Origin of the sequence: Bacillus sp. JKS001846, from assembly GCF_900176455.1 — a bacterium.
Taxonomy (GTDB): domain Bacteria; phylum Bacillota; class Bacilli; order Bacillales; family Bacillaceae_G; genus Bacillus_A; species Bacillus_A cereus.
In genome coordinates this window covers 3928453-3954743 of sequence record NZ_FWYG01000001.1, presented here as the reverse complement: position 1 = coordinate 3954743, position 26291 = coordinate 3928453, and the positions used below count along the sequence as shown (strand labels likewise).

Genomic DNA, 26291 nt, shown 5'->3' with positions numbered 1-26291 from the left:
TGAAAATTGTTTTAACTTGTTTACGTAAGAAGCTAGATAAGACTCAATGATAGAAAGTGATAACTGCCTTAAGTTATAAGGATAAATGAAATAGGAATACGTTTTAACTCTGACTATACATGGAGATAAAAATTTTGAGTGTATTTCATGTGTAACATCTCTTTACCTTGTAATAATTCAAATTAGGTTATGTCTAAGGTAGGAGAATTTCTAAAAGTAGGAGGCTATTATATATGCCTAAACAGGGAAAATACAATCTTGTTGAAATTGGTTTGATCAGTATAGCACTGTGGTGGGCAGTTTTATTGTTATCTCCCATTGCTACATTCAAAAATTCTGTTTACAGTACTATGGAGCAAGTTATGCCGGAACAGTTATGGGGCATGCAATGCTTATTTATATCTTTCTTCTTATTATATGGGGTGGCTACAGATAATAAGATTATTAGAAGTATTGGATTGTTAATTTCTATTGGATTTTGGACATTTGTTTCCGTTTCCTTATGGTTAAGTGATAGTGCTACAACAGGTACAAGTTATTTTGTTTGGGCACTTATGGCCGCAGGTCTCTATCTTAAGCTGATGAAAGTAGGTGACGGTTAATGAAAGATAGTTTAATTTCTGCAATTGCTTCTGTATTAGGCATGTTTATTACAGGGGGTTTTGGTTACTTAACTTCTAAGAACAAACCAACTTCTAACACCAGTATCGATACAAGTACAAACCGTCATTCTTTATCTGATGACGAAAGGCAGTTTCGAATTGAACTCAAAGATATGATGTTAACATATCAAAATCAGGTGAAAGAACTAACTCTAGAGGTTGCTAGATTAACAAAAGCGAATCTTCAATTAGAAGTACAAGTAAGACAATTAACGGCTCGTAATGAGAGTCTAGAAACGCAAGTACATGAATTGACCACTGCGAATAGAGAATTAAAAGAAGAGGTACAAAGGAGACGCAATAGTATTGCGGAATAAGGTGAATCCTAGGTAATTAATTCTGAATAATCAGTTATTTTAAGAGCAAGGACTACCTCTATCTGTTTTTATTTTAAATATATTTATTATTCTTAGTAAATGTTAAACCATTAAATATTCTCCTTATAATAATGCAAATCAAGTGTTGCAATACGAGATTGATGTTCTTCATTTTATTCAGGCGTGAGGAGGTCTTGATGTGGGATTTAAGAAAAAATATGAAATTGAAACGGATTATCTGGATGAAGGATCAACCAAGCGTCCTGGTAATCGCATTTATGTTCAATTTATTGTTGCGCATGATATAGAGCATCCAAACTTAACAGCAAGAGAAAGTGTAGATTATTATCAACGTACACAGAATCAATCAAATACTGCGGTACATTTTCTCGTAGATGATAAACAAATTATTGAGTGTATACCTGCTGTGACACATGAACCAGAATATGCCTTTCATGTAATTTATGATGTTAATACTAGTAATGCATTATATGATACATGTGCTAATAATTCTGCCATCGGAGTGGAATTATGCTACGGTGAAAAAATTGATAAGGTAGATTCGTATAAGCGCTATATTTGGCTGCATGCTTATATTTGTTATAAGTTTGGACTAAATCCTCGCCGAGATATTATAGGGCATGATGTACTAGATTCTAAGCTGAGAAGTGATCCCACTAAAGGACTAGAATATGTAGGTAAAAGCTTTAATCAATTCATTATGGATGTAGTAGACGAGTTTGAAAGTTGTACAAAGGAAACCAATATGATAGCTAAACAGGTATCGGTTAAAAATGGAAAGTTATATACAATACGTGCAACTGATACGCTTCAGTCTTTAACCACACAATTTGGTATAAAAGCAGATTGTTTAAAAAAATTAAATCCAGAACTGGACATCCATGCATTGTATGAAGGACAAAGTATTTTAATCGAGCCAGGTTCACCTCAATTAGGCAAGAATTACATCAACATAGAACTAGAAGAGTATATGAGAAGCTCTCCTGTTCGACCATATCCAGGGAAGCCTATAAAACGAGGCGATAGGGGACGGAATATAGAGGCGATTCAAAGAACATTAAAAGTGAGTGTTGATGGCATATTTGGTAAGGAAACAGAAGAAAAGGTTAAAGAGTATCAGCGTAATTCTAGTTTCTTATCTATTGATGGTGTAGTTGGTATGCAAACTTGGTATGCACTATTTTAAATTGGAGGAATAGAAAATGAATGACCTTTTACAGTCAATGCTAGAGAATGGAGCATTGTTAGTGATTTTAGCAATTCTAACAGAATCTCTTACAGAGATTCTAAAAAACATGATACCTAATAGAACCATTCAAGATCGTTTCACGTATCTGTTATCTATTTTTGTAGGTATTTCTTTAGCATTTGCTTTTAATTTAAACTTCTTTGACTTGAATGGATATGGAAAATATATATCCATAATATCTGCAGGATTATTGGCAAGTAGAGGGGCAAATTATGCGAATGGATTTTTAAAAAAATTTGATATTTTACGTTAAAAAAGGATGGGGTTAAAGTATGGGATATATTGTTGATATTTCAAAATGGAATGATAATATTAATTGGGCTGTGGCGGCGAAAAATCTAGATCTTGCTATTTGTCGTGTGCAATATGGTTCATTGAAACGCGATAAATTGTATAATCAGCATGTGCAAAAATTAGAAGCATATGGGATCCCGCATGCAGCATATGCTTACGGGTGTTATGTGAGTGTTAATGATGCAATTGTGGAAGCGAAAGATTTTATGGCGCGAGTTAGTCCAAATGCTAGATTCTTAGTGTTAGATGTAGAAGATGATACACTCGCAAGTTGTGGACCAAGTAAATTAGCTGCAGCATCTCAAGCATTTATTGATACATGTAAAGCGGCAGGGTGGAAGGTTGGTTTATATGTAAGCCACCATATGTATGAAAAATATGGGTTAAGTAATTTAAAAGCTGATTTTTTATGGGTTCCACGCTACGGCAATAAGCCGAAATATAGTTGTGATTTATGGCAATATGCAGACAATACAACAGGTGGGTATGTGTCTGGAATTGGGAATTGTGATGTTAACCGTTTGAATGGTGACAAATCTCTTAAATGGTTCTTGGGAGAAGAGGAGAACAAAACGTTTTATCGTATCCACCTTGGTGACTTTAATACGTCTGAGTGGAAGGATTCCACAATGAATAGAGTAAAAGAAATTCTACCTGGTTATGGTTTGTGGGAGGAGAATTTAGGAAATGATAATTATCGAATTATCGTAGGAGATTTTAATACTAAATCATGGGTTGATGAAACATTTAATAAATTAAAATTAGCTCTTCCTAACTATGGTATGTGGATTCAAGAAATTTAATAAATAAGCAGATTCTTTATTTTAAAGAATCTGCTTATTTTTATATATAACTAAAATGATTTTTAAGGAGTGTTGTAGTTTGAATTTTCTGTTATTTTCTGTTATATACTTTCTTAATTAAGTTTTATTGCGAGCAATCATTGCATTCAGATAGGTTTTGATCTAAGCGGCTTATAGCTTGTTGACGAATATAATATAAAACCCGAGAGCTATACTTGCTTATAGTGTAACCACATACATCTAATAAATCTTTGAGTTGTTCTATATTCATTATACAGTTTAATTCGATTATTTCTTCTGCAATTAGTTCAATTTCACTTTCATATTTGGACAATCGTTTTGACTCAAAGTTGTTGTCTAATTTATTCTTTATACGGTTTAAAGCACGGTTAACTGTCATTGGATAGACATTTAATTTTTTTGCTATCTGTGAGTTATTGTTACCATCCATAATAAGATTGATTACTTGAGTTTCAAATTCGGATAAATCGGAGTTTTTAAGTAGATTTTCTACATAGATTTTATCCATTACTTTACTTTCATAACCTATTGAGTAATCCTCGGGTTCAAAGCTTTCAAGTGAATTTAAAGAAGTTAATTCTGAAGCGAATCGAAGAACATTTTCAATGCGCTCTACAGTAACATCAAGTAATTTTGCTAATTCTTCAGTTTTTGGGAAATAACCTAGTTCATTTTCAACTTTTTCCATTTGTTTGAGTAGATCTACTGCACTTCGACTTAAGCGTACTAGTCTAGAATCATTATAGAGCAATTGGTTAATTTCCCATATAATTGGCCGATAAATATAAGTTGTAAACTTAATTCCTTTATTAAAATCAAAATCTCTAATAGCTGTAATAACAGCTATATAAGCGTGTTGAAGTAACTCCTCTTCATCCACGTTGAATTTATTTTTTAGGGATTCAATGCTTCCTTTGTAGTGAGCAATGATTGAGAAGAGAAATTCTTTGTTTTCATATAAAAGTTCAGAGAGTAAATCAGGATCCTCTTGGCAAGCTTTCAATAACACATTGTTATGCAAGTCAGGTAAATTATCTTCTCTAAGGTCAATATATCTTTGGGAAGGCACTTTAATTCACCCCAACTCTATTAACAAAGAAAAGACTGTTGGTTAATTTTATGAAATAAGGTTGATGTAATGAATCAAAGTATGGGTCCCGATTTAAAGTGTTCAAATTGAAACATGATGTCTGTAGTAACTTGTTTTTTGTCATTTTTAAATCCTCCTATTTGTTGAATCTGCATACTAACTGTCGTTATGAGAAGTTAATAGGTTGCGATGGAAAAAGTAGAATGATCTAAAGGGGAAAGAAAATATAGATTTATCGAGTGAACAGATGGAGGCTACTTGTAAGTATGGAATTAGAGGTTAGAAAAAACTATTTTTATATTAGATTTTTAAAATCTAACAACTATTATTAGGGATATTTCGATAGCTACTATGAAAAAGGAGGAGTAATGATTCTGTTTTATTCAAACTAAATTTCAGTTAAACAAAACTAAAAGCAAAGAAAACTTTTTAAAGAGTAATAAAGCTGTTAAAAGTTGGATTTTCTTAGGAGGTGAAGAAAGTGGCATTGACTCCGCATGGTTATAGAATATACTGTGATAAAAAATTGGAGGATGTTATTTCTATTTTAGATGAAAACTTAGAAATTAAGATTGATGGAATAGTATACAATGTCATATTAAAGACAGGGGAATATAAAACTTATCATGAGCAGTTCGAAAGTGAAATTCCTGAAATGATTACAACTATCTTTCGAGATAATAACATTCCTGTGTTTTGTAAATTAGGTGGGGTATATGATTTTTCTAACAATCGTACTGTATTAGTGTTTGAGCACATGGATACAAAGAAACATCATGATATTAATTTAATTGGCGGCTCAGCATACGATTTATTAATTGGAAAAGTATTAAATACGGAACCATTTGCAGATGGTACTTATTATAAATTTATGGAGATTCATAGCAATATTTTAGTCGTATACCCTGATATGTCACAAATAATGTCTACAATGTTAACAAGACAGTATGCGAGTTATACTCTTAGTGGAACCGCTATTATTAGAATGAGTATGTTTGAAGAAATAAAAAGTTCTATTTATGTTGCAAGTGCATCGCGATTAGAGGGAAGTATTTCAATTCGTAAATCAAGTAACTCTCATATTAAAGGAACTATATCAATACCTATAGATGCTTCCCATGATATTGGTTCGTTCTTAATTATTAGGAAATAAGTTCGCAACATTCTAGTTAAGTAAAACGACTATAAATATATAACTGTATGGGATAAATTCCATATCAAACTAATTAACCTATTGAAGTTTTAGCGTAAGATCAGGTGTAGATGAAAGATTATAATCTAGGAGGTATTTAAATATGAATATAAATAAATTTAACGTTTCTGCAGTTTTTTATTTTAAAAGTGGAAATTCAAAGAAAGTTGATTGGTTGGAGGATAAGTTAGTAAAAAAGTTAAAGAGTGAGACACAAGAAGTAACTGAAGGTCTTAGCTTAGAGGAAGCAGATGTTTTTTTTCAAAGTAAGTTTAAGGAATGGCAGGAAAATGGTACTACTATTATCCGAAAAAATGCTAAAGGTGAAAATTCTATCATATCCTTTGCAGAAGTTGAATATATGACCATGTTAGTTAGCTTAGCTAAAGATATCTCTCTAGATACAACTGAGTTGAATGAAGATGTTTCTAAAGCAACAAGAAGTATTCAAGAACATCCTGCATTTAAAAAATAACCATGAACAAGGCAGCATCACTCAAAAAAATTATATATTTGAATATAAAGAACTTTACTTTTGGGAAGTTAAACAATATGACTATATAAAAGGCTAGAATTATTCTACAAAAAATTAAATAAAAAATTTTGTAAATCCTTATAATGAATGCGATACAAGAGGGAGGATGAAATATGAGGGCAAAAGAAATTTTAACTAAGTTAGGCACTTTAGAGCAAAAGAGAGATGAGGTAAGTTCTGCATTAATTGAGACTTCCTATAGAGAAGCAAAGTTAGTTTTAGAGGACTCTCTAAAGAAGTACCAGAAGAAAGTGGATGCTTTTCTTAATACAGAATTCGAGCCTTTATCATCAACAGCTTTTCTAATGGTTTCCCACAAGCATTTAAATCTCAACACTGGTGATCAAGTTCAGTTGAATGTAGAAGCATTAACTAGTGATGGAATTACAAAGAATGTTACAGCTGAACTTCGTCCGGCAATGTTATTTAAAGATATAGATAATTTATATAATAATAAAGGTTTAATTACAACGGTAGACATTAGTAATTATAAATACGAAGAACGAACAGTTGAAATTGTAAAGACTACCAATGGTTTTGGTGTGGGTGATGACAGAGAAACACAAGGATTACAGGTTATAGCAACGAATAAACGAAATGAATTTCGAATTGTAAATTTAAATGGTGACTATTTAGGGATTACTTTCCAAACAGATGGTAAAGAAGAAGTTGGTGATAACTGGTTAATTTATATATATTGGGCGAGTACTGGCACTACTTATTCTGTCAAAGATAAATATATAGCAAAGGTGAGCCCTGAAGGAATTGTAACAGGCCTTAGTGGAGGAACTACAGATATAGTCATTACAAATGGGGTGCATGAAGTATTTTTACCAATTACAGTCGTAGGAAATGAAGCCCCTGAACCACCAGCTATTACTTCTGTGGATAATATGGAAAGTGGAGTAGAAGTTAGATTTGATTATAGTACGTCACCTGATAGTGAGAGTTATGACATTTTTGTAAATGATGTATTAGTTTTAACAGGTGTTGAGCATTCACCTGCTAAATTAAATCATAACATTTTTAATGATAAAGTATCTGTAATTGAAATGACGGCAATTAATTTAGAGGGTAAAGAGTCTGAAAAATCTAATGCATTTCAATATAAACGACTAGATGAATTACCAACTAATTAAGATTTTTTAATGTGAATGTAAAAACAAAGTACATTATTTTTCATAAGGAAGTGCAGGTGTTATAGCAAATTTAATATTTAAATTTGCTATGGAAAAAAATCGCAACTAAATTGATATATATTTCGACTACTATAATACCAGTATGAAATAGGAGAGGTAAACGATATGGAATTATCTAAGAAAATTAGTCGATTAGTACAGTTAATTCAAAGTGGCGAAAATTTGTCCATTAGTATCGACATTAATTCCGGACTTGCTAGAATTTGTGACATGGATTTTTCTATGGAAGAACAAAACAAAATTATTCATGGTCATATTGATAACACATGGCTAGTCCAATGGTTTAATTACTTGCAAAAGGCAATAAAAAAAGAATTAGAACAAGGTGAAAATAATGCCTTGAAACATGTAGATTTGCTTGAGGTACAACATTTGCAAGTAAGAGATAACAATGAGGAAAAAAGTCAATTGAATAAAAAGGCTAAGAATGCTTCTGAATCAAATTCTAATAATGAAGCAGATATGAGTAGAAATCTTTATATTGCCGAGCTAGAAAAGAACTATCGTAATATGGAGAATCGGCTTAAAAAAGCAGAAGATTATGTGAAATATTTAGTGAAACAACTAAATGTAAAAAATGTAACGGAGCAAAACTTACAGTATCCATTACATTTTTCTAATAGTAGCAGCAAAATAGAAAATGCAATGAAAGTTAAGAATAAAGAGATTCAAAATGTTATAGATGCAATGAAAGATATTGAGGTACCTTATGGATCGTTTATAAATCATCAAATTAACGAAGTGATTATAATTAAAATTCATAATGATTCAGGGATTAATTATATTGTATCAGGGGACTATGATTCAGCAATTTTAATGTAGTTAATAAATGAGATTTAGAGGATATGATTTTAAGGTTGGTGATAATTTAATATGCTATTAAATACATTTACAACGGATCAGTGGAAAAAGCATAGAGAAAAACTCGCTAGTAAGTTAAAGGAGATACATATCGAGCATTCCATTAAACGAATGGTAAGATATGATTCCACTTCACTTGGTTTACAAGATTACCATCTTTCTTTGGTATTTGATATTGAAAAAGAACGTCTCTATATTTGCAATAAAGCATCTAAAAGAATGATTGAAAGTACTTCTATAAGACGTTTGCAGGAAATAGAAATGGTTTTAGTAAATTGGTTAAAAGAAATGAAGGAAATTATTAAATAAATTTATATGAGAATTATGTTTAGGTTGAGGAGATATGGATAATAAAAAAGTTAAAATCTATAGATATTATAAGGGTGGAATTTATCTCGTTACTGGTAAGGGAAAACAAACAGGAACTGATGAAGAAATGGTAATTTATGAAGATGCTAAAGGGAATACTTGGATTGAACCTCAGAGTACTTTTATGGCGGATATTGAGGTATGCGGAGTAAAAGTTCCTCGCTTTGAGCATTTAGGTAATTTCTATAAAAGTAATTAAGGAGAGGGTTAATTTGTTAGGCAAGCGAAAATATATGGTTTCTGGTCATGATGCAGAAGGAAAATATGTAGAAAAAGAAGTTTGGGCTAGTTCTGCTCGTAATGCATTAAATATTTCTCAAGAGTGGAATGACGGTAATACATATACGGTAGCTCGTAAGGTTGGATGCGGCTGTGGTGGAAATTAAGTAGACATAAATGTATGCAAATATATAATTATTTTATATTAATATACAGTATAAAGGATTTGTTAGCGTTCTTCCTTATAAATACTTTACAGGAGGTAGGAATAAAATGTTTGAAATTAATACAGTTGAAGAATTTAAAGAAAAGATAGTAGAAGGGTTTGTTTTAGTTTATTTTTATACTACTTGGTGTGGCCCCTGTAAAATGATTACACAGGATATTAAGGAATTGTCAAAAGAAATTGACGATATTAAATTTATTCAAGTTAACGCTGATCAATTTTTAGATATCACTAAATTGTGTGAAGTTAGTACGATTCCAACGCTTCTGTTTATGAAAGATGGTAAAAATATTGAAAAGAAAGTTGGATTTACTCCTAAGCAAGAAATTCAGGAATTTATTGAGGCTAGTAAATTAGCAAGCCAAATGGAGGCTGAAGAGGAAGTATTAGAAAAAGATGCCTTAAATTGAGAAGAAACTTGAAAAGGTAATACCACAAAGGTGTGTCATTTGACACACCTTTTCCTATAATGGGCTTACTATATTTGGTTAGGAGGTTACAATCGATATGCCTAAACTTAAAAGTATTATGAGATATGTTAAAGAAATAGATAAAATGATTAAAGATTTGCGTAAGGGTATGGCACATAGCCATCCATACTCAGTAGATGCTTTACGGCAATATGTAGATGAATTAGAAGCTATACGTGAAGTAATCATGGAATCAGGACTTGAATCTGGTGAAAACTTGGATACATTAATGTATAAAATTAGGGAATGTATAAGGGAGTGCGTGAGACCTTCTTATGCACGAAAACCACAAGTTTTACCTTATCCAAAACCGGATCCATGGGTACCACCTGTTACAGTCACAGGGGTTAATATTATTTTCGTTGTAGATATTTCTGAATCTATGTTTGAAGGAGGGGGCCTTGAACCTGGAGGTCGTGTTAGAAACTTATTAGTTGCCACAGCAAATGAAATCGAGCGTTATGCTAAAGCTGCTAAAATCCCATGTAAAGTATCATTAGTAGCCTATGCTGATCCTACAGACAGAGCAGGAAAGAATAGGCCGAACTTTTGGAGAGTTCTACTGAATAAAAGTGTAGATGTACAAGGATTAGCACAAGCATTTTCTGATATTAGTACGCTAACATTTAATCGAGGATCGGATTTCCCTGAATCTGGTATGTCTGCAATTTATCATTCGATTGATCAAGTGATAGATAAAAGTGTAATAAATGGTAAACCCGTAGAGAATTCTCTTATTCTTGTATCAGATGATAGACAAAAGTTAGAGGGCAGTAGCGAACCTTCACATCGCCTGTATAAAGAAGTTACATACGATCAGGTTGACGGGAAGCTAAATAGCCTTAAAGTATTTAATCGTTATGCGTTAGTGCCTATGAAAACTATATATACAGTTCTTCCAGGAAGAAAAGGACCTGGGAAAATAGGGCCAGGGAATTGGAATAGTCCTATCATTCCTTTCTTTAGACAGTGTAGAGAGTACTTCCATGTAAGCTCTTTAAAAGATGTAAGCGATTGGATCACTTGGACATTAGATCCTACTAAGGCTCCGAAAAAAAAGTGAGGAGGAAGTGATAATGACAATTAGATTTGGAGATTTGTATGAGGAAATCTTAGCTATTGAAGATGCTATGCAGCGTATGAGAGATGATATAGCTAGTTCAGATTGTTCCTCGATTACAAAATGTCGTTTGGAAATAGAATTAGAGATGCTTGAACAAAAATTATATGAATTAGAACGTACAAATATAGATTTTGAATTATTAAACTTTGTTACAATTATAGAATCTATTGAAAGGTGCTTTAATTGTATTGATATTCCAGGTGAATTATCTCATGATATAGCTCCTGTACCATATGATACAGCAAGCAATTGCGGAGGTAAAAAGAGACAATTATCACTTAAAGATATTGAATTAATTAGCGTATTTGAGATGAGTACTAGAAAGCCCGACAAACGACCAAATGTATTTGAATTTGTTAAGAGTGCAATGCCGTATAAAATCCTTACAATTGCATCAGAGAAGTATATTGTATCGTATGACTCGTTACGTAATGGTATTGCGGTTAAAGGGTTCAATAGGCAAACAGGGGAGTCAGTAACGAACTTTGGAAATATTTCTAGAATTGATGTGAAATTAAATGATTCGGCGCGTCAGAAATATGGCGTAGAATGGGTAACTGCATGTAAGGTTTTATTAACAACACCTACACCAATGGTTAGTATTGCACCGTTATCGTTAGCTATTGATGGTAATCCGAGCACCATGCCTAGGGTTGAATATACAAATGAGGCAGAAGTTGAAATGGTATTTCAATTTTTTGTATAGATAATTAGGAGCTAAAAAGATAAAAAAACGTACAGAAGTGTACGTTTTTTTATTATCTCATTTAATCAAAGTGGCAATTATAATGTTTAATTCATTTTCTATTAAATTCGCCTAAAACGTTGAATTCAGGAAGTTGTTTATTTTCTGTTTAAATTGTTGATGAAATAATCTGTTCAGATCTAAATCCCTATTAGAAAACTTTTTAATTTCCTCAATTGAAAATGTACCACCCCAATATGGAGAGGTATGAATATCCGAATGGAATGTCACTCCTAAATGGGTAGAAGGAATGGCGTTTAGCATAATATTTGAAATTTCTTTTAAAACGTCTTGGGAAACATTTTGTGGTACATCAAAGATTAATTCATCATGTATCTGTAATACGATGTGTATATCATGCTCTTCAAGTATAGATTTGTAATTCTCCTGTAGCCATTCATCTCTATCTAAGCATTTTGTACCATCTGGCCGGGTGGGATAAAATAAATTTACCATGGCTTTTTTTACTTGTGTCGCAGAAGTTCCTTGTATTTTAAAGTTACAACTTTGCCGTTTTATTTTCTCTAATCTCCAATCTGAATTTTTGTTCTTAAAGGTGGAAGAAGAGGTAGTTTTTAAAATTGTTTCTTTAAAACGTCTTTTTCTACCAAACAAATCTTTTACATAACCATTAGTTAAAACTTCTCTATGTGTTTCAGATTCCCATCTTAAAAAGTTAGGTAATTGTTTTTTAAATTGATTAATTAACGAAGTAGCTGCTGCTTTTGTAATATTTAATTGATCAGATAAACCGATTTCTGTTATACCATATAAGGTCACTTAAACCCCTTAGTTTCCTAAGGGAGTGGACTATACCTTAGCAACTATTTCAAGTTACTTCTCACATTAAGCGAACTCGTTAGATTGGTTGTTTATATAACCGCGGAACGCTATAAGTCTCTGCACCTGCCATTCATATGAACGCTTTGGCACAGGATTACCATATGCTTATACACTTAGGTTTCCCTGTTTTGAGTGAGATTTTAATTCGGCAATCCCTTTACCGAATACAATGCTTTTCATTTCTTTTCTAAGCGATTCAAAAGCATTTGCCAGAGAAGGAATAGTAGTACTATTTAGTTCCTTCATATTATATATCTTCAAGATATATAGACATTCTGGGGTATCTGACCATTTATTTATAAGCTGTTGTATATGATGCTGAGTCTCTTTTAATGTCTCTCTTTTATAATTTCGAATATCCTCAAACAAGTTATAAGTAAACCCCTTAATTTGGCAAGTGATTTGACTATGTACATCTAAACCTTTCTTAAAGGCTTCAATTAGAACCGGTTCTTGTGTTACTATTGCGAGCCAACGTAATTCTTGTTGTATGTATACCGCCATTTTCATGGTATTTGAACACTCCTTAAAGGAGTCGGATTAGACTATACCTTCTGTTGCATTCCTGCAAATAATGGGCAAATTTTGTGACCACTAAGCCCATAGCCTACCGTATAAATGAGTTCGATGGATTTATCAATTTTGGTTGATAGACGACTCATTATTTTGTTAACTATGAATCAAGATGATAATTAACAAGCAGTCGTTGCACTTCTTGTCACTAGAAGCACAGGATTCGCTCCACCGTTACATGAGGGCGTTCCCTGTTTTGAGTAGGTTTAGATTAACGACTTCAGCCAACGTTTTGTAAACTGAAGTCAATACTGGTGAATAATCTACCTCTTTCTGCTCTAAAGGCCATACGTATAAAATCAGCTTTACTTGGTACTTGTTGTCATTGTAGTAATGCAAGGCTCTTTATCCTTGCTCTCTCTTTTCAAAGAGTATCGGACTATATCATCACCCTGTTGTAGAAGGGTGGATCGCTTTCGTGCTTATTTCGCCTGTTCTAGGTTAATTTAAGTAGTCTCTGCACCTTTCTAATATCCCTATTAGACTTGGCTCAGGATTGACATAGGTAATTACCCTTAGTTTCCCCTGAATTAACGATCTGCTTACACATAAAGTCACCTTTATGCAGCCCACAACTTTAGGTTTGGTGACGAGCAACTCATACGGCCTGTTTTAGTTCCTACAGAGTTATAGATAGGATGGATTTTATTATCAATAGTACCTTGTTGTTCTTTGGGTAGGGAGTCACAAAAAGAACTTATTAATTTCACTAAGCGACGATATTCTAGAATTAGAGGAATTACAGGATGCTTTGATAGATTACGTATCAGCGTTTTTCTATCTGTTTTTAGTTTGGAAATCACACTTTTGCAACCTTTGTCATATTCCATGATAGGTTTTAGAATAGCGTTATCAATATAAAGTTTTTGGGCCAAATGGGCTGGAGAATTTATATTAAACAAAGTGCTTGTTAATTTATTTACGCCATTATATTTATTTTGTTGCTTAGGTGGGTGTATACAATTATTTAATGTGATAGTGGAACCTAGGTAATTCAATATTTCTTTTTTTACGGATTGTAATTTCGTTTGGAGTATTTGTTTTACATCATTACTTAGAAATTCTTCACTAATTTTAATTCCTTTTCTTTCAGCGGTAGTAAGTACGGCTATTAAAGGCATCTCTATTTCCCTAAATAATTTATATATAGGAACAAGATTAAATTTAGGGTTTTCAAAAATCCTTTTTTGATACTCGAATACAGACTTTAGCATAAAAATATCATAGCAAGCGAAGTAGGTAGCTACATGACGTTGTAGCTGATCATAGAGTGTCTTTTCAATCATATATTTTTTTCTATCAATGGTATTTAAAATGGTTCCATTTGAAATAAGACGAGGTAATACATATTCTTTATACCATTCTTTTACACCTTTTGGATGGTTCTCATTTAATAGGCTTGCAGCTATCTCAGTATCCCAAAAGATATTATATGTAATGTCAAAATCACACCAATTATATAGAGCATGAATGTGTTGCTTACTGTTACTAAGTATTAATAAGGTATCTTTCTCTAATAGTGGTGAGAGTTTTTTCATCGTGTATTCTAGACTTAATGTAGAGATATGCTGTGATAATCCATGTTTAAAAGGCTTAATAGGTATATAAAAAAAACTGTTATCCATAAATCCAATCGTAATTGAGATGATTGAGTCTTTAAAAGGATTGAAACCAGTGGATTTCGTATCAATAAATGTATAAGCTTGCGAATGTAAGGTTTTATACACCTTATACTTGGTAATAAATTCTTCAAATTGTTTAGGTGTATGTATTAAGTAGTAATTTGAAGGTAGTTTTACTGAATGATTAATTCCGTGAACATATTGATTTTGTTTTATCGTAATCTTTTTTTTCTCATTTTTTTTTATACGTGTTTTTTGTGTGCTTTCTTTTACTTCGCGCTTATTTAATAGTGTAAAAATGTCCTGATTGGATTCATTTGATTTAAAAAACAAAATTTACAACTCCTTACTTCAAAAAGGGACGAAATAATCGTCCCTTTCTATATTTAATAATAGAAATTAAAATTCCATACTGTTTTCTAAAATGGTAATTTATGATTAGTAGTTCGCAATTGTTCCATTTCATCAAAACCTTCAGTAGCCAATGGAAGAGTAGGGGAACTACATTGAAACTGTGCTTGCTGTAAATTATATATTGTTGATGCTGCATTCATAAATTCCTGGATTTCATCAGGACTATGAGAAGTTATATATGTTGATATATCAAGCATTTCAATTTCATTAAAGTCTGGTTTATTTAATATAGGTTCTTCATCCACTGAAGTATAATGGTATGGTTTAGCTGAATAAGTGGTATCATTAGCACCTGTTCCACTTCTAGAAATAGTGACAAAGTCTTTTGTAGGATCAATCATGTGAAGATTAAAATCTGTGTGTAATTTTTGAATGTGAGTTTTCGCTAAAGAGACTAGCTTAATCTTATTATCTAATGGATCATATACACGTAATTTAATCTTTAAATTCGGATATTTACTCGGATTAACGTGACAAAGGGGGCACACACCTGTCCCTGGACAACGTATATATTTGGGTTTTAAGGTAGGTTCATAATGCTCGCGAATACCAACCAGATTTTCATACCAATCGATAAATAAAAGTGTAAGTGGTTTTTTATCTTTAAACGTAAGAAAGGTATTTCCCACTTTTAAAATTGCATCTAATCCTTTTATTGTTGTCATACTTTATTTCCTCCTTAAATTGACAGGATATATATACCGTCTATAAATTGTTATATATAGATATAAAGGTTTATTTAAATTAACTTTGTTCATTTTGTTTATATGAATAAATAGAAATTAAGTTTTAAAATGCAGACTGTAAGTTATGAATCTAACCAATACTTAATAGTAATAATTGAATAACTAAGCTTAATAATTTTCCAGTAAAGTTCATGTAATGAATTGTTATATATAAAAGAAGGCTGAAATCTAATAAGAAACAGATAAAACGCCTTTGAAAATTATTGTCGATGTTGTATACTAGTTGTATATACTAGACTAATTAATAGTTATCGTAATAACTAATTAAAAAGTTGCGGAATTTATAATAAAAATAAAAGTTACTTTTGTTTACAAAATGTTCTTAATTGTTTTACAATATTTTTGGGTGATTGTTGTTTGAGATAGTAGGGAACTAAGTATATTAACAACAATAAATGCTGCGCAATTTCTTTAATGCTCTTGTAGAGTGCGATTTATTAATTTTAAGTTCGTTTGCGATTTCGGCTAAATTCATACAGACTCCTAAGCCGTCATATAGCATGTATTCGATAACATGTTGTTCAGTCGGAGTAAATTTATTTCTATGTATTTCATAATCTGCTTTAACAATTGAGAATTCATATCCTTGTTCGTAAGACTCTTGGCAAAATGTAGGGCAATTGTTGTCACTAGAATCGTCTTCAATAAATCCATCACAATAAAATACAGAAGTCGAATTTTGTTCTACCATTCTATTTGTATAACGATAGTAATCAACCACGGTTCTTTTAATAATTGTTTGACAGAATGAAGGTAGCTTTTCAGATGGAACTGTTGTTTGTTGAAGAGATTTCATTATACGCAAGATACAATCTTGTTTCACATCTTCTTTATCTTGATTTCTCACCTTAAATAATTCAAAATTAAAAATTTTAGCTATAGATTCAGAGTTTAGTATTTCCATTATTAAATCTTGAAAGTTTATAGTTGCTGTGTTCATTATATAAATCCCCTTTATTTGAATGAATTAAAATTTACTGCTTAGTAAACTAATTGAATTTGTATTTAATTTATCTAGTAATCCCATTTTAAGTAAGTCATTGGAGTCGATTTTTGAATCTTCAGTGAATTGGGGTGGATAGAGCGTATGATTGACCGTGAATCCTTCCTGTATTAATTGTTTTGTTGCTTTTTGTGTTGCATCTTTTCCAGCTTTGTCATTGTCAAAAAATAGATCAACAATCTCTATACCTGCTAGATGTAATTCGCGTATTTGGTTTTTAAATAATAATTTCCCATTAATTGCAACAGCAGGAATACCTACTTGATAGTTACTCATTACATCTATAGGAGATTCTACGATACGAACTCTTTTAATCCGATTGGCTGATGTTCGTAGTTGGTTAATTAAATGAAGTCCAAATAAAATATCTTTTTTGTTTGGTAATCCTTCGTTGATAAATTTTGAACCCTTATAATTACTTCCAATTTTTCGTTTTTGTAAAAAGCGAAGATCCCCGTTTCGAGTACGTTGCGGAAATACTATACATTTATTTCTGACATCTATTTTTATTTCGTAAGTATCTAAAGTCTTCATGTTTATTCCACGCTGATTAATTAAATAGGACATTGCTACATTGTAAATCCCTTGGTTTTTAAATTTCTCCTCATCCAATTTTTTGAGTGTTTCTTCGGATAACGTATTTGCTTTTATACATTTTTTTCTTGTAGCTAAGAGTTTTGAAATGTCTAAAGGTTTACGATTGTTTTCAAAATAGTAATTCGATAATAGGGCTTTTAATCCGTTGCCTTGCTCTAAAACAAAAGCGGTTTCAATTACACAATCTATGGTTCCTAAGTATCCACAACAGAAACAGTGTGTGTGATAGGGAGGGGTTTTAGAAATCCCAAATGATGGTCTTGTTTCTGTATGGTTCGGACAGCAACACATTATATAATTGCCGTTATCATTTTTCTTTGAAAATGCTGCATGGTTACTTTGGTATCTAAGGGAATACTGATACTTAAAACGCAAATCATCTATTAGACTTGGTATATCCAGTGATGTATTTTCGAGCATTTCTATATTTCTTGCTTTTTGCATGTATTTTCATCTCCATTATTAATACTAGAAGAACTGTTTTTCATACTGATTGTTAATGGTACTAATCAGTCCTGTATCAAAGTTATATCGCACAATGAAACTTTGACCACTAGCATTGCCACGATTTTTTATGACCTGTACTTTAAAGGTTGTTTCATTTATTTTAATAATAGATATACCTTTGCTAGCATCTTGGAAAATTGCATAAGTTTCCCCGATATCCTCACCAGTCATCGTGCTATCAGTTAGACTTTTTTTAATTCTTTTAGCGGATTCTCTGTTAGCCTGTGCTACTACATAACCTGGAATTCCTGTTCCTAAAATCATTTCACGTACTGCTGCTGATATATCAAATAATCTTTGTCTTAAATCTCCAAAATTATTATTGGAGTTATTTAAACGTACTTTTGATAATTGATCTAAAACGAAGCGAGTATGTCCTTCAGACTCAAGGATGCGCTGTATTTCAGTAACTGAATAGGGGCGACCACCATTTTTTTGAATATCATAGATCACCATATCTTTTTGCTTTTGCCTTAGTTGATCTAAAAAGAATATGTAACGGTCTTTTTGTTCAGCGGACATAGTACCACGTTGTATGCCTAAATTTGATACACCAGCCAGGACATGATCCCAATTTCGTGCAATTTCTTCAGCACGTTGTTCTAAAGCAAAGTATGCAGGAAAATCCCACTCGATATTACTATTCCAGGCGGACATTAACATAAATGAAGAAATTAATGTTTTACCCATGTTAGATGGTGCGAAAACAAGAAAATAATCAGTTTCTTGTCCATCACTTACTAATCCATTAGTTGCTAAATCTAATGTTTTAAAACCTGTAGTCGCTCCTAAAATTTCATTTTCATCTCTACCATGAATTGATATGTATTTACTCTTACGTGTATCCGCCATTCCAGTATATGAGTATCCTTTGTTGTCAATATTCGCAAGTTTTAACATATTCGTGGCATTTAATTTAATATCTAAAATAGCTTCAACAGTTTTTTTTTCAGCGACAAGGTTTGCTGCTTTTTGAAGAAAGGGCTTGAATTTTCTATGTAACCAATCTTCTTTAAGGGCATCTACTACAAATTCTGTTTTTTCTAATTCGACCATTTCAAATTCTTCAAACATATTCATTACGGTTTCTATTGTTGGAAGTTGTTTTTGTAATTTTTTAAAATTTTTAATGTAATTAAAAATATCTTTATGTATAGGAAAATGTTCTTCATCAAGGCCATTTTGATCAATTGAAGACCAATCTTTATTTTCTAATATATGGTTTAATAGTTGTAATTCTTCAATGGATGGCATAATATAGACTCCTTTTCATCTAATCTCGAAATAATAATCGATGTGATAATGGAAATAGTTGCGATTTTTTTAATAACAAAATACGGAACCTATGTTCGTTTTTAAGGTGAAAAAATAGAACCTACGTTCCTTGGTGATTTAAAATAAAACGTATGTTCTGTTTTTTACCAAAAAAATAAAAGAACCTATGTTCGTTTTTAGGGCGTAAAAGAATAGAAGATTAAATCAGAACTCTAATGGAATAAAGCATCTTACTATCCAAAACAGATATTGATGCTTTATTTTGTTCTAATTAACTTCTTTTATTTTACAGGTATTTATATATAAGGATTTAATGCATTCCTTCTCAATTCATAAGCTGAAAATTTAATCATGTAAATTAGTATACTATGGAAATATATTAATTGTAATACTATTTTTACATATTTATCATATTATTGTTAAATGGATTGTAGAAAGAGCTCGTTGCATGACGAGACCTCTATATAATGGGCTTCAAAATATAACTTTTTTCTTGTCTTCTATCACGACCTCCTAATTGATATACAACAGTATTAAATAACATACGAGATGTAATAATATCTCCAAGACAATTCTCTTGTTCTAATTGTTGGAGTGTAAGATTAGAAGTGAAAAATGTTGATTTTTTATTTTCCTTACGAAAATCAATCACATCATAAGTAAAATCTCTAATATAATTTGTAAATCTTCCATTTCCTATATCATCAAGTATTAGTAAGGGAACCGTCTTCATGAGTTTTACTTGTTGTAAAACTTTTTGTGTGAAATCTTCATCATTTAATTGATAAATTTGGCGTAGATCATTTGCCCATGAACCATACTTAATATAGAGTACAACCGGAGACTCAAAATTAAATAAAGAAGGATTCATTACTGATTTAAATATATATTCCATTGCAAAGGCTATAGCAGTATATGATTTACCAGTTCCTTTTTGTGGATGTATAAAAGCGAGATTATTTCCATTCTTAACAATTTCCTTAATTGAATTAAAAGTATCTATAATGTAATCTTTGTACATTTTGTTATCCGTGTCTATTATGAAATTTCTTTTATTTGCATTTTGATATTCTAAAGGAATTTGAGAAAGCTTTATAGCCTGATTAAGTAAGATATAACCGCCACACTCAGGATTTATCGTATAATCCTGTGGCAGGGGAGTAGTACCATTTCTACGTTGGCACCAATCCCTAACGACACATTGTGCACAAGTAACATAAGGTTCATTCAATATTTACACCACCCATTATGTTTATAAATTCTTTATATGATTTTGTAATTTTGAAACTGTTATATAATAGATTGATTTTTAAATATAAAATTACTAGTCAATATTTCAATATCTAATTCTTTTTTCTCTAAAACATGAAGGAATAAAGCATTTAAGTGGTTTATTGTATTTTGCTGAATCTCCATATGATGTAATGAATATTTATTTTGATTGAGAAAAGATAATATTGAATTTTTACATTTCATAATATCCTTCCAACCATATTTTTTTGCAAGTGTATCTATTACTTCCCACATCATTTCTGATACTTTTAGGAGTGGAATTTTATCACATTCTATTATGTAGTATCGATTACTTTTTCCGCGACCTGGGACCTCTTTTTTTATAAATCCTTTTTCAACTAATTCATTAATATAACGAATAATTGTATTTATTGAGCAGGAACAAGATATAGATAATCTATAAATACTTGGGAATGCGAATTCTCCTTTTTTATAAATGTAATTCAAAATGTTTGAGTAAACCAATTTTGCGTGAGTACTTAGGCCAATACAGTGAGCTACCATGCTAGGAGTGCTTATATGCCCTTTGTTGTATGAGCTATTGTATATAAATTCTCTTTCTTTTGAATTTGGCATTGTTTTATACAGTTAAAACACCTCTTTCTATTATAAGTATCGTTTTATATGCTGAAAAAGTTGAGGGGGAATTTTAAGGAAATAAAAAATAATTCTACATGCAGATAAAATATAAACTAATTTACCTATAATACTATTAAATAGATTGCAATAAACATGTAGTTTTTTAATGATGGAAAACTTTAATTTATATAAACAATTAATTTTGATATAGAAATTAATTGTTTATATTCTTGCTTAGTTTTGGGTTTGATTATAAAGAGCGATTATAAAGAGAGTATTAAAACTTGAATAGTTTAGAGGTGATTATATGAGAAGTAATTGGAAATCACATCCGATTAGTGAATTAGGGGATCAAATTGGAAAAGCTATTATGCTTACATGTAAAGAAAATGCATATATTGGTGGTTTAAAAGATATCACTGAAAAATTCATTATGATTGAAGTTGGTGAGGGGATGGTTATTGCTGTGGACCGCACTGTATTAAATGATGAATCTATAGAATTACATGTTGTGGGAGGCTAAAAGATTGTCTGACTTTGTTATAAGTGAAAATACGCGCAATAGCATTAGTACTAATAATGCTCCTAGACCAAAATTAGATCCCCGAGATCCTAATATTGGGAAAGTAGCACTGGTTAAAGAAGGGACATATAAGGGTCTAAAAGGTATAATATATCCACCTACTAAAGAATTGAAATATGATGGAGAGTTTGTAAAAGGATTTACAGGGCATTATGAAGTAGAAAAACTATATCATGTAATGTTCTTTTTTGAAGATGGTACATTTTTTTGTGCAATGGAGACAGATTTATTGGATTTAGAGGTAGAAGGGGGTATATTCATTATTGATGATGGAGATGGAACTGTTGCAAAACCCTATGGATGTGGTGAAAGATTATACACGTCGGTTCCAGAAATTTATCATGAATTACCTTTAAATAAATCAGGTTATATCATTATCAATACCTATCAAAGCAGGTGGGTAGATTCTTTTTTTAAAGTGTTTTGGATTAACGATCTTACTACACCAATTGGACAAACTCATACACGCGTGCATGGAGTAGTTTTTAATAGTCCACATGATATAATATTTTATTATGATCCCAAGTTTAACCCAAATAAAATAGTTGTTAAGAGTGATTACATAGGAAATTGGTATCATAAAGTCAATTGTCTTACAGAACTTGATGGATCAATATTTAAGCCGTATACCTGTGGAACTAATATTGTTCTTAATAGTCCCATAGATATGAAAAAGTGTTTTTTTCAACTAATTGAACGTACAGGGGAAGTTGAAGTTGTATATAAATACTTGGGAGATCCTAAAAGTGAGGCTTCATTAGAAGTGTTTTGGCAGAATGAAGTGATAGGGAAAGTAAACACTATGGAAAAAATTTTTGAGGAGAAAAGCATTATCTTCAGTGTAGATGAATTAAAAATGTTTAATCCCCAGGTAAGGGTTACAGTACATGGACACTGGGAAGTGAAAGTAAAATGTCCGGTAAATAAGGGGATATTACAGTTAGGAGAACAGAATTTTTGAGTACTAGTGGTATGGCTTAGGAAGAGGGAATGACAGAAATTTCCAGATGAATTAAAACATGCAGAATTCTACTATAAAATGGCTATGTTTTACGGTCACAATCAACAATATGTAGTAGCTCTACAATAAGTAGGTAAGGCCAAAGGTATCTTTTGTAAGCGTAACGATTATGAATTAGCTGAAGAGCGTTTAGTTTCTGCTTTGGATATATTTAAGAAAAATGAAGAGAATCATGCTTGCCTTATCGGTTGTCATAATTTAAGATTCTTATACAACAGTTAGAATTTATCAGAATTAGCAATTCGTCATATATCTGAAGTAATTGCCGAGTCCCCTAACAATTATAGAGCATTTTAATTTTGGCTTGCGAATTTGCAAAATTGGGGAGGGAAGACAAAGTATTGAATGTATTTGAAACAGGATTGGAAATTAGTAATGATTTAAAAATATAGAATATGACCATCATTTCCAAATCTTAAAAGCATACATCTAAATATTCCTGAAGAAGAGCTAGAAAAACTCATAATATCTAGGAATAAATATTACACCAAGGAAAATTTATATGAATACTTCCAAAAATATAATGGGAAATTAGCCATCAAATATTATGATGAAGATAATCATATGAAGGCATCTAGGTGCTTTTATAGTAAAGGGGCTATTGAGTTAGCTAGTAACATTAATACTAAACTATGGTATGGGTTCGTTAAAAGTTGAACTGACCCCAGAAAGTTTGACAAGTCGTTTCATTAGGCAGCTTTTAGGACATGAGTTCGATATTGTACCGGGCTCATGCCTTTTAATTTTGCCTTAATTCGTTTGTGATTATAATAATCGATATATTTTTCAAATTCTTGTTTAAAGTGTTCTATGCTTTCAAAATCTTTTAGATAAAGAAATTCAGATTTCATAATACCAAAGAAACTTTCAATAATCGCATTATCGTAACATCTTTGATACAAGTGAATAGGTTGGTCTTGAATCAATTGTATAAGCGATTATCTCTCAATTAAATAGATCTAACATCGGTGATAAGTAGAGCTTCTCGCCGCATAATTTAAATTCTGTTATGTCTGTAACTCATTTTTCGTTTGGCTTTTTAGCCTTAAAGTTACGTTCTAAAATATTTGGCGTAATCTTACCTACTTTCCCTTTATAAGAGCGATATTTTTTCATACGAACTAGGCTCTTTAAACCTAACTTTTTCACAATTCGTTGAACTTTTTTAAATAAGCATTCTCCATACGCAAACGCTCCAATTCAGTTTGTAATGCTTCTACTGACTCTTCTGTTTGTGTTTGTTTCTTAATTGATTTTTGATTGTCCTTAGTCATAGATTGACGCCCCTTTTTCTTAGATTTAAGGGCGTCTACTCCTTTTTGACGTAGCTGAATACGCCATTTTCTAATAAGTCCAGATGAAGAAATATTAAAAATAACTGCCGTTTCGTTTGGAGACGTCCCATTTTCGAACATATAATTTAGTACGCCTAGTTTATACTGTACAAAATACGTTGTATAGTCTTTTTCAAATGCTCGGATTCCATGATATTCAAATTGTTTTATACATATTCGAACCACTTCGTGATTCGTTCTCAATGATTTCGCAATATCTTTTATACTCTCACTTCCATCTTGATAATGTATTGCTGCATTCATTTTGTTTTCTGAAGTAAATTTAGTCATAAGAAAACTACACCTCCAATTGTTAGACACAGTCTAACAATTGGAGGTGTAGTTCATAAGAAGTAACCTGTTTTTATTGATATATTAAAAAATCGGCGGAGTAACAGAAAATAAGACTATCGCATTTTTCTCAAAATGATTCACCCATTTATGCTTTAAATAAGCAGGTATCTTTACACTGTCGCCAGTTTCTAATACGTATTCTTCCTCGTTTAAATATAATGTGATTTTCCCATCTAAGACAAATGCTAATTCTTCTCCTTTATGTTCTAGCACATTTTCTGATGAAGCTGTATTAGGCGGGACGGTCATAATTGCTGTTGCTAAATTTCCAGTGAAATCAGGTGAAAGCATTTCATATGATAAATTATCGATAATCATTTTCTTTCGTTTATGGGAACGTACAATTAAATCGTCTGTATTTGTATCTTCAAGTAAAAAGCTAAATGTTGGCACATCAAGAGCTTTAGCAAGCACTTTTAATGTTTGAATAGAAGGGTTAGCGGACCCACGCTCAATTTGACTTAACATAGATGGTGTAATATCGGCCATCTTTGCTAGTTCTTTACTAGTTAAACCTTTTTCTTTTCTTTGTTTTTCAATTTTTTTACCAATATCTATATTTTCCATAATGAAAATCTCCTTAAGGGTTGTTAAATTATATTTAAATAAATTAAATTAAAATTAACTAAAGTTAACGATTTGTGTTAAACTATATTAAAATTAATTTAATTATAATTTATTATATGGTGAGCTACAAGGATATAAGGAGGAAACAAAATGAAAGAAATAGGGGCATTACAAGCAGAATACCCATTAGTGAATAAACTTATTGCAACAGAAGAAGTATTTTGGATAAATCCAAACATAGAAAAGTATGCAACAGCAATAAAAGATACACCATTGAATGAAGAGAATGTAAAAGATGCGGAAGAGAGATTAAAGCGTTTTGCACCATATATTGCGAAAGTTTTTCCTGAAACGAAAGGGACGAACGGCATAATCGAATCATCTTTAGTGAAAATACCTTCTATGAAAGAAGCTTTAGAGACAAATTACAAGCAACCTATTTTAGGAGAATTATTATTAAAATGTGATAGTCATCTTCCGATATCAGGATCAATTAAAGCTAGGGGCGGCATTTATGAAGTGTTGAAACATGCTGAACAACTAGCATTGCAGCATGGTATGTTAACAGAAGAAGATGATTATTCCATTTTAGATAGTGATACATGTAGAGAGTTTTTTGCCAAATATTCAATTGCGGTCGGTTCAACAGGAAATTTAGGGCTAAGCATTGGAATTATGAGTGCGAAACTAGGTTTTAACGTAACGGTTCATATGTCAGCAGATGCGAAACAATGGAAAAAAGATTTATTAAGAAGTAAAGGTGTAAACGTTATTGAGTATGAAGCTGATTATAGTAAAGCAGTAGAAGAGGGGCGTCAGCAAGCAGATGCCGATCCTAGCTGTTATTTTGTAGATGATGAAAACTCCCATGATTTATTTTTAGGATACGGAGTAGCAGCATCGCGATTACAAAAGCAATTAGAAGAGTTAGAGATTGTAGTAGATGAAAATCATCCTTTATTCGTTTACCTTCCGTGCGGAGTAGGAGGCGGACCTGGCGGCGTCGCATTTGGTTTAAAGTTATTGTATAAAGACAACGTGCACTGCTTCTTTGCGGAGCCTACGCACTCTCCATGTATGTTACTCGGTTTAATGACAGGACTTCATGATAAAATTGCTGTTCAAGATATCGGGATTGATAATGTAACAGACGCGGACGGACTAGCGGTAGGAAGACCGTCTGGATTTGTCGGTAAAACGATGGAACCATTTTTGAGTGGGAATTACACAGTAAGCGATGAAGAGTTATATAGATTGTTAAAAGAACTAGCTGACACGGAGAATATTTATTTAGAGCCTTCTGCACTAGCAGGTATGATTGGGCCAGTAAAAGTATGTAAAGAAGATGAGTATTTACAAAAGCAACAGTTAACAGAGAAGTTGAAAAAAGGTACTCATATTGTGTGGGGAACGGGTGGAAGTATGGTTCCTAAAGATGTAATGAATGAATATTATAGGAAAGGTTTGGAATTAACGATATAAGAAAAATGAGGCTAGTTGTAGCCTCATTTTTTCATGTACATAAAAATCTTTGTTATTTTCACAATAGTTCTTTATAGTATATATAAAGGATAACTAATATTG

29 protein-coding genes and 1 pseudogene are annotated in these 26291 nt (G+C 31.7%); 18 read left to right on the top strand and 12 right to left on the bottom strand.

All coding sequences use genetic code 11. From position 1 onward, the window contains the following. The first annotated feature begins 233 nt into the window (after nt 1-233). The 5 genes from B9A45_RS21030 to B9A45_RS21010 all read left to right on the top strand — a co-directional run bounded on the left by B9A45_RS21030 (nt 234) and on the right by B9A45_RS21010 (nt 3346). Complete coding sequence (locus tag B9A45_RS21030) at nt 234-602, top strand: hypothetical protein (RefSeq protein WP_001125914.1); 369 nt, start codon at nt 234-236, stop codon at nt 600-602. Next, complete coding sequence (locus B9A45_RS21025; protein ID WP_000655295.1) at nt 602-979, top strand: hypothetical protein; 378 nt, start codon at nt 602-604, stop codon at nt 977-979. Before B9A45_RS21030 ends, B9A45_RS21025 begins: the two co-directional genes overlap by 1 nt. A gap of 199 nt (nt 980-1178) precedes the next feature. Continuing rightward, nucleotides 1179-2186: an N-acetylmuramoyl-L-alanine amidase gene (locus B9A45_RS21020; protein ID WP_084064826.1), complete on the top strand. Its 1008-nt coding sequence runs from the start codon at nt 1179-1181 to the stop codon at nt 2184-2186. A 16-nt stretch (nt 2187-2202) separates the two neighbouring features. Beyond that, nucleotides 2203-2502, top strand: coding sequence for a hypothetical protein (locus B9A45_RS21015; RefSeq protein ID WP_000998963.1), 300 nt, complete (start codon nt 2203-2205; stop codon nt 2500-2502). A 19-nt stretch (nt 2503-2521) separates the two neighbouring features. Next, the gene (locus B9A45_RS21010; protein WP_084064822.1) at nt 2522-3346 is read left to right on the top strand and encodes a GH25 family lysozyme; all 825 of its coding nucleotides are present in this window, start codon (nt 2522-2524) and stop codon (nt 3344-3346) included. 124 nt (nt 3347-3470) lie between these two features. Here B9A45_RS21010 and B9A45_RS21005 read toward each other — a convergent pair whose 3' ends face one another. Beyond that, complete coding sequence (locus B9A45_RS21005; RefSeq protein WP_084064818.1) at nt 3471-4436, bottom strand: sigma-70 family RNA polymerase sigma factor; 966 nt, start codon at nt 4434-4436, stop codon at nt 3471-3473. Between the two features lie 502 nt (nt 4437-4938). Between B9A45_RS21005 and B9A45_RS21000 the strand changes: the two genes are divergently transcribed. The 10 genes from B9A45_RS21000 to B9A45_RS20960 all read left to right on the top strand — a co-directional run bounded on the left by B9A45_RS21000 (nt 4939) and on the right by B9A45_RS20960 (nt 11357). After that, complete coding sequence (locus B9A45_RS21000) at nt 4939-5610, top strand: hypothetical protein (protein WP_084064814.1); 672 nt, start codon at nt 4939-4941, stop codon at nt 5608-5610. Nucleotides 5611-5752: 142 nt separating this feature from the next. Next, nucleotides 5753-6124, top strand: a complete 372-nt coding sequence (locus tag B9A45_RS20995; RefSeq protein ID WP_084064809.1) for a hypothetical protein — start codon at nt 5753-5755, stop codon at nt 6122-6124. Nucleotides 6125-6297: 173 nt separating this feature from the next. Further along, nucleotides 6298-7323 (top strand): hypothetical protein, encoded by a 1026-nt coding sequence (locus B9A45_RS20990; protein WP_084064804.1) that lies wholly within the window; start codon nt 6298-6300, stop codon nt 7321-7323. 165 nt (nt 7324-7488) lie between these two features. Further along, nucleotides 7489-8205, top strand: coding sequence for an NADH dehydrogenase (locus B9A45_RS20985; RefSeq protein WP_084064799.1), 717 nt, complete (start codon nt 7489-7491; stop codon nt 8203-8205). 51 nt (nt 8206-8256) lie between these two features. Next, nucleotides 8257-8553 carry a hypothetical protein gene (locus B9A45_RS20980; RefSeq protein WP_084064796.1) on the top strand — a complete coding sequence of 99 codons (297 nt, stop codon included), beginning with the start codon at nt 8257-8259 and terminating at the stop codon, nt 8551-8553. Between the two features lie 34 nt (nt 8554-8587). Further along, nucleotides 8588-8812, top strand: coding sequence for a DUF1653 domain-containing protein (locus B9A45_RS20975; RefSeq protein ID WP_000369000.1), 225 nt, complete (start codon nt 8588-8590; stop codon nt 8810-8812). 13 nt (nt 8813-8825) lie between these two features. After that, entirely contained in the window at nt 8826-8999 is a 174-nt protein-coding gene (locus B9A45_RS32260) for a hypothetical protein (protein ID WP_000900867.1), read from the top strand. Between the two features lie 106 nt (nt 9000-9105). Continuing rightward, nucleotides 9106-9468: a thioredoxin family protein gene (locus B9A45_RS20970; RefSeq protein ID WP_000461692.1), complete on the top strand. Its 363-nt coding sequence runs from the start codon at nt 9106-9108 to the stop codon at nt 9466-9468. Between the two features lie 97 nt (nt 9469-9565). Next, nucleotides 9566-10591 carry a vWA domain-containing protein gene (locus B9A45_RS20965; RefSeq protein WP_001125260.1) on the top strand — a complete coding sequence of 342 codons (1026 nt, stop codon included), beginning with the start codon at nt 9566-9568 and terminating at the stop codon, nt 10589-10591. Between the two features lie 13 nt (nt 10592-10604). Next, the gene (locus B9A45_RS20960; protein ID WP_053514168.1) at nt 10605-11357 is read left to right on the top strand and encodes a hypothetical protein; all 753 of its coding nucleotides are present in this window, start codon (nt 10605-10607) and stop codon (nt 11355-11357) included. A 111-nt stretch (nt 11358-11468) separates the two neighbouring features. On the opposite strand, the gene B9A45_RS20955 is transcribed toward B9A45_RS20960, so the two are convergent. From B9A45_RS20955 to B9A45_RS20915, 9 genes are all read right to left on the bottom strand, one after another. Continuing rightward, a complete protein-coding gene (locus tag B9A45_RS20955; protein WP_084064791.1) occupies nt 11469-12176 on the bottom strand; it encodes a DNA polymerase in 708 nt (235 codons plus the stop codon). 168 nt (nt 12177-12344) lie between these two features. Next, nucleotides 12345-12749 (bottom strand): hypothetical protein, encoded by a 405-nt coding sequence (locus tag B9A45_RS20950; RefSeq protein ID WP_000781409.1) that lies wholly within the window; start codon nt 12747-12749, stop codon nt 12345-12347. Between the two features lie 623 nt (nt 12750-13372). Then, nucleotides 13373-14767 carry a DNA polymerase gene (locus B9A45_RS20945; RefSeq protein ID WP_084064788.1) on the bottom strand — a complete coding sequence of 465 codons (1395 nt, stop codon included), beginning with the start codon at nt 14765-14767 and terminating at the stop codon, nt 13373-13375. Between the two features lie 86 nt (nt 14768-14853). Then, a complete protein-coding gene (locus tag B9A45_RS20940) occupies nt 14854-15513 on the bottom strand; it encodes a hypothetical protein (RefSeq protein WP_084064784.1) in 660 nt (219 codons plus the stop codon). A 463-nt stretch (nt 15514-15976) separates the two neighbouring features. Next, nucleotides 15977-16534, bottom strand: coding sequence for a sigma-70 RNA polymerase sigma factor region 4 domain-containing protein (locus B9A45_RS20935; RefSeq protein ID WP_001090549.1), 558 nt, complete (start codon nt 16532-16534; stop codon nt 15977-15979). A gap of 27 nt (nt 16535-16561) precedes the next feature. After that, entirely contained in the window at nt 16562-17638 is a 1077-nt protein-coding gene (locus B9A45_RS20930) for a toprim domain-containing protein (protein ID WP_084064780.1), read from the bottom strand. 24 nt (nt 17639-17662) lie between these two features. Next, on the bottom strand, nt 17663-18955 hold the full coding sequence (locus B9A45_RS20925) for a DnaB-like helicase C-terminal domain-containing protein (RefSeq protein ID WP_084064777.1): 1293 nt from the start codon (nt 18953-18955) through the stop codon (nt 17663-17665). 481 nt (nt 18956-19436) lie between these two features. Continuing rightward, the gene (locus B9A45_RS20920) at nt 19437-20207 is read right to left on the bottom strand and encodes an ATP-binding protein (RefSeq protein ID WP_053514162.1); all 771 of its coding nucleotides are present in this window, start codon (nt 20205-20207) and stop codon (nt 19437-19439) included. 59 nt (nt 20208-20266) lie between these two features. Next, nucleotides 20267-20845: a helix-turn-helix domain-containing protein gene (locus tag B9A45_RS20915; protein ID WP_001133840.1), complete on the bottom strand. Its 579-nt coding sequence runs from the start codon at nt 20843-20845 to the stop codon at nt 20267-20269. 310 nt (nt 20846-21155) lie between these two features. On the opposite strand from B9A45_RS20915, the gene B9A45_RS20910 reads away from it, so the two are divergent. Together B9A45_RS20910 and B9A45_RS20905 are read left to right on the top strand one after the other, a co-directional pair. Further along, on the top strand, nt 21156-21371 hold the full coding sequence (locus B9A45_RS20910; RefSeq protein ID WP_001257365.1) for a hypothetical protein: 216 nt from the start codon (nt 21156-21158) through the stop codon (nt 21369-21371). Nucleotides 21372-21375: 4 nt separating this feature from the next. Continuing rightward, a complete protein-coding gene (locus B9A45_RS20905; RefSeq protein ID WP_084064769.1) occupies nt 21376-22392 on the top strand; it encodes a hypothetical protein in 1017 nt (338 codons plus the stop codon). Nucleotides 22393-23141: 749 nt separating this feature from the next. On the opposite strand, the pseudogene B9A45_RS20895 reads toward B9A45_RS20905, so the two are convergent. Both B9A45_RS20895 and B9A45_RS20890 read right to left on the bottom strand, forming a co-directional pair. Beyond that, nucleotides 23142-24077, bottom strand: a pseudogene (locus tag B9A45_RS20895) (IS3 family transposase). Between the two features lie 84 nt (nt 24078-24161). Further along, complete coding sequence (locus B9A45_RS20890; RefSeq protein WP_000427637.1) at nt 24162-24707, bottom strand: helix-turn-helix domain-containing protein; 546 nt, start codon at nt 24705-24707, stop codon at nt 24162-24164. 150 nt (nt 24708-24857) lie between these two features. On the opposite strand from B9A45_RS20890, the gene B9A45_RS20885 reads away from it, so the two are divergent. Beyond that, nucleotides 24858-26189: a D-serine ammonia-lyase gene (locus tag B9A45_RS20885; RefSeq protein WP_053514159.1), complete on the top strand. Its 1332-nt coding sequence runs from the start codon at nt 24858-24860 to the stop codon at nt 26187-26189. Nucleotides 26190-26291 lie beyond the last annotated feature (102 nt).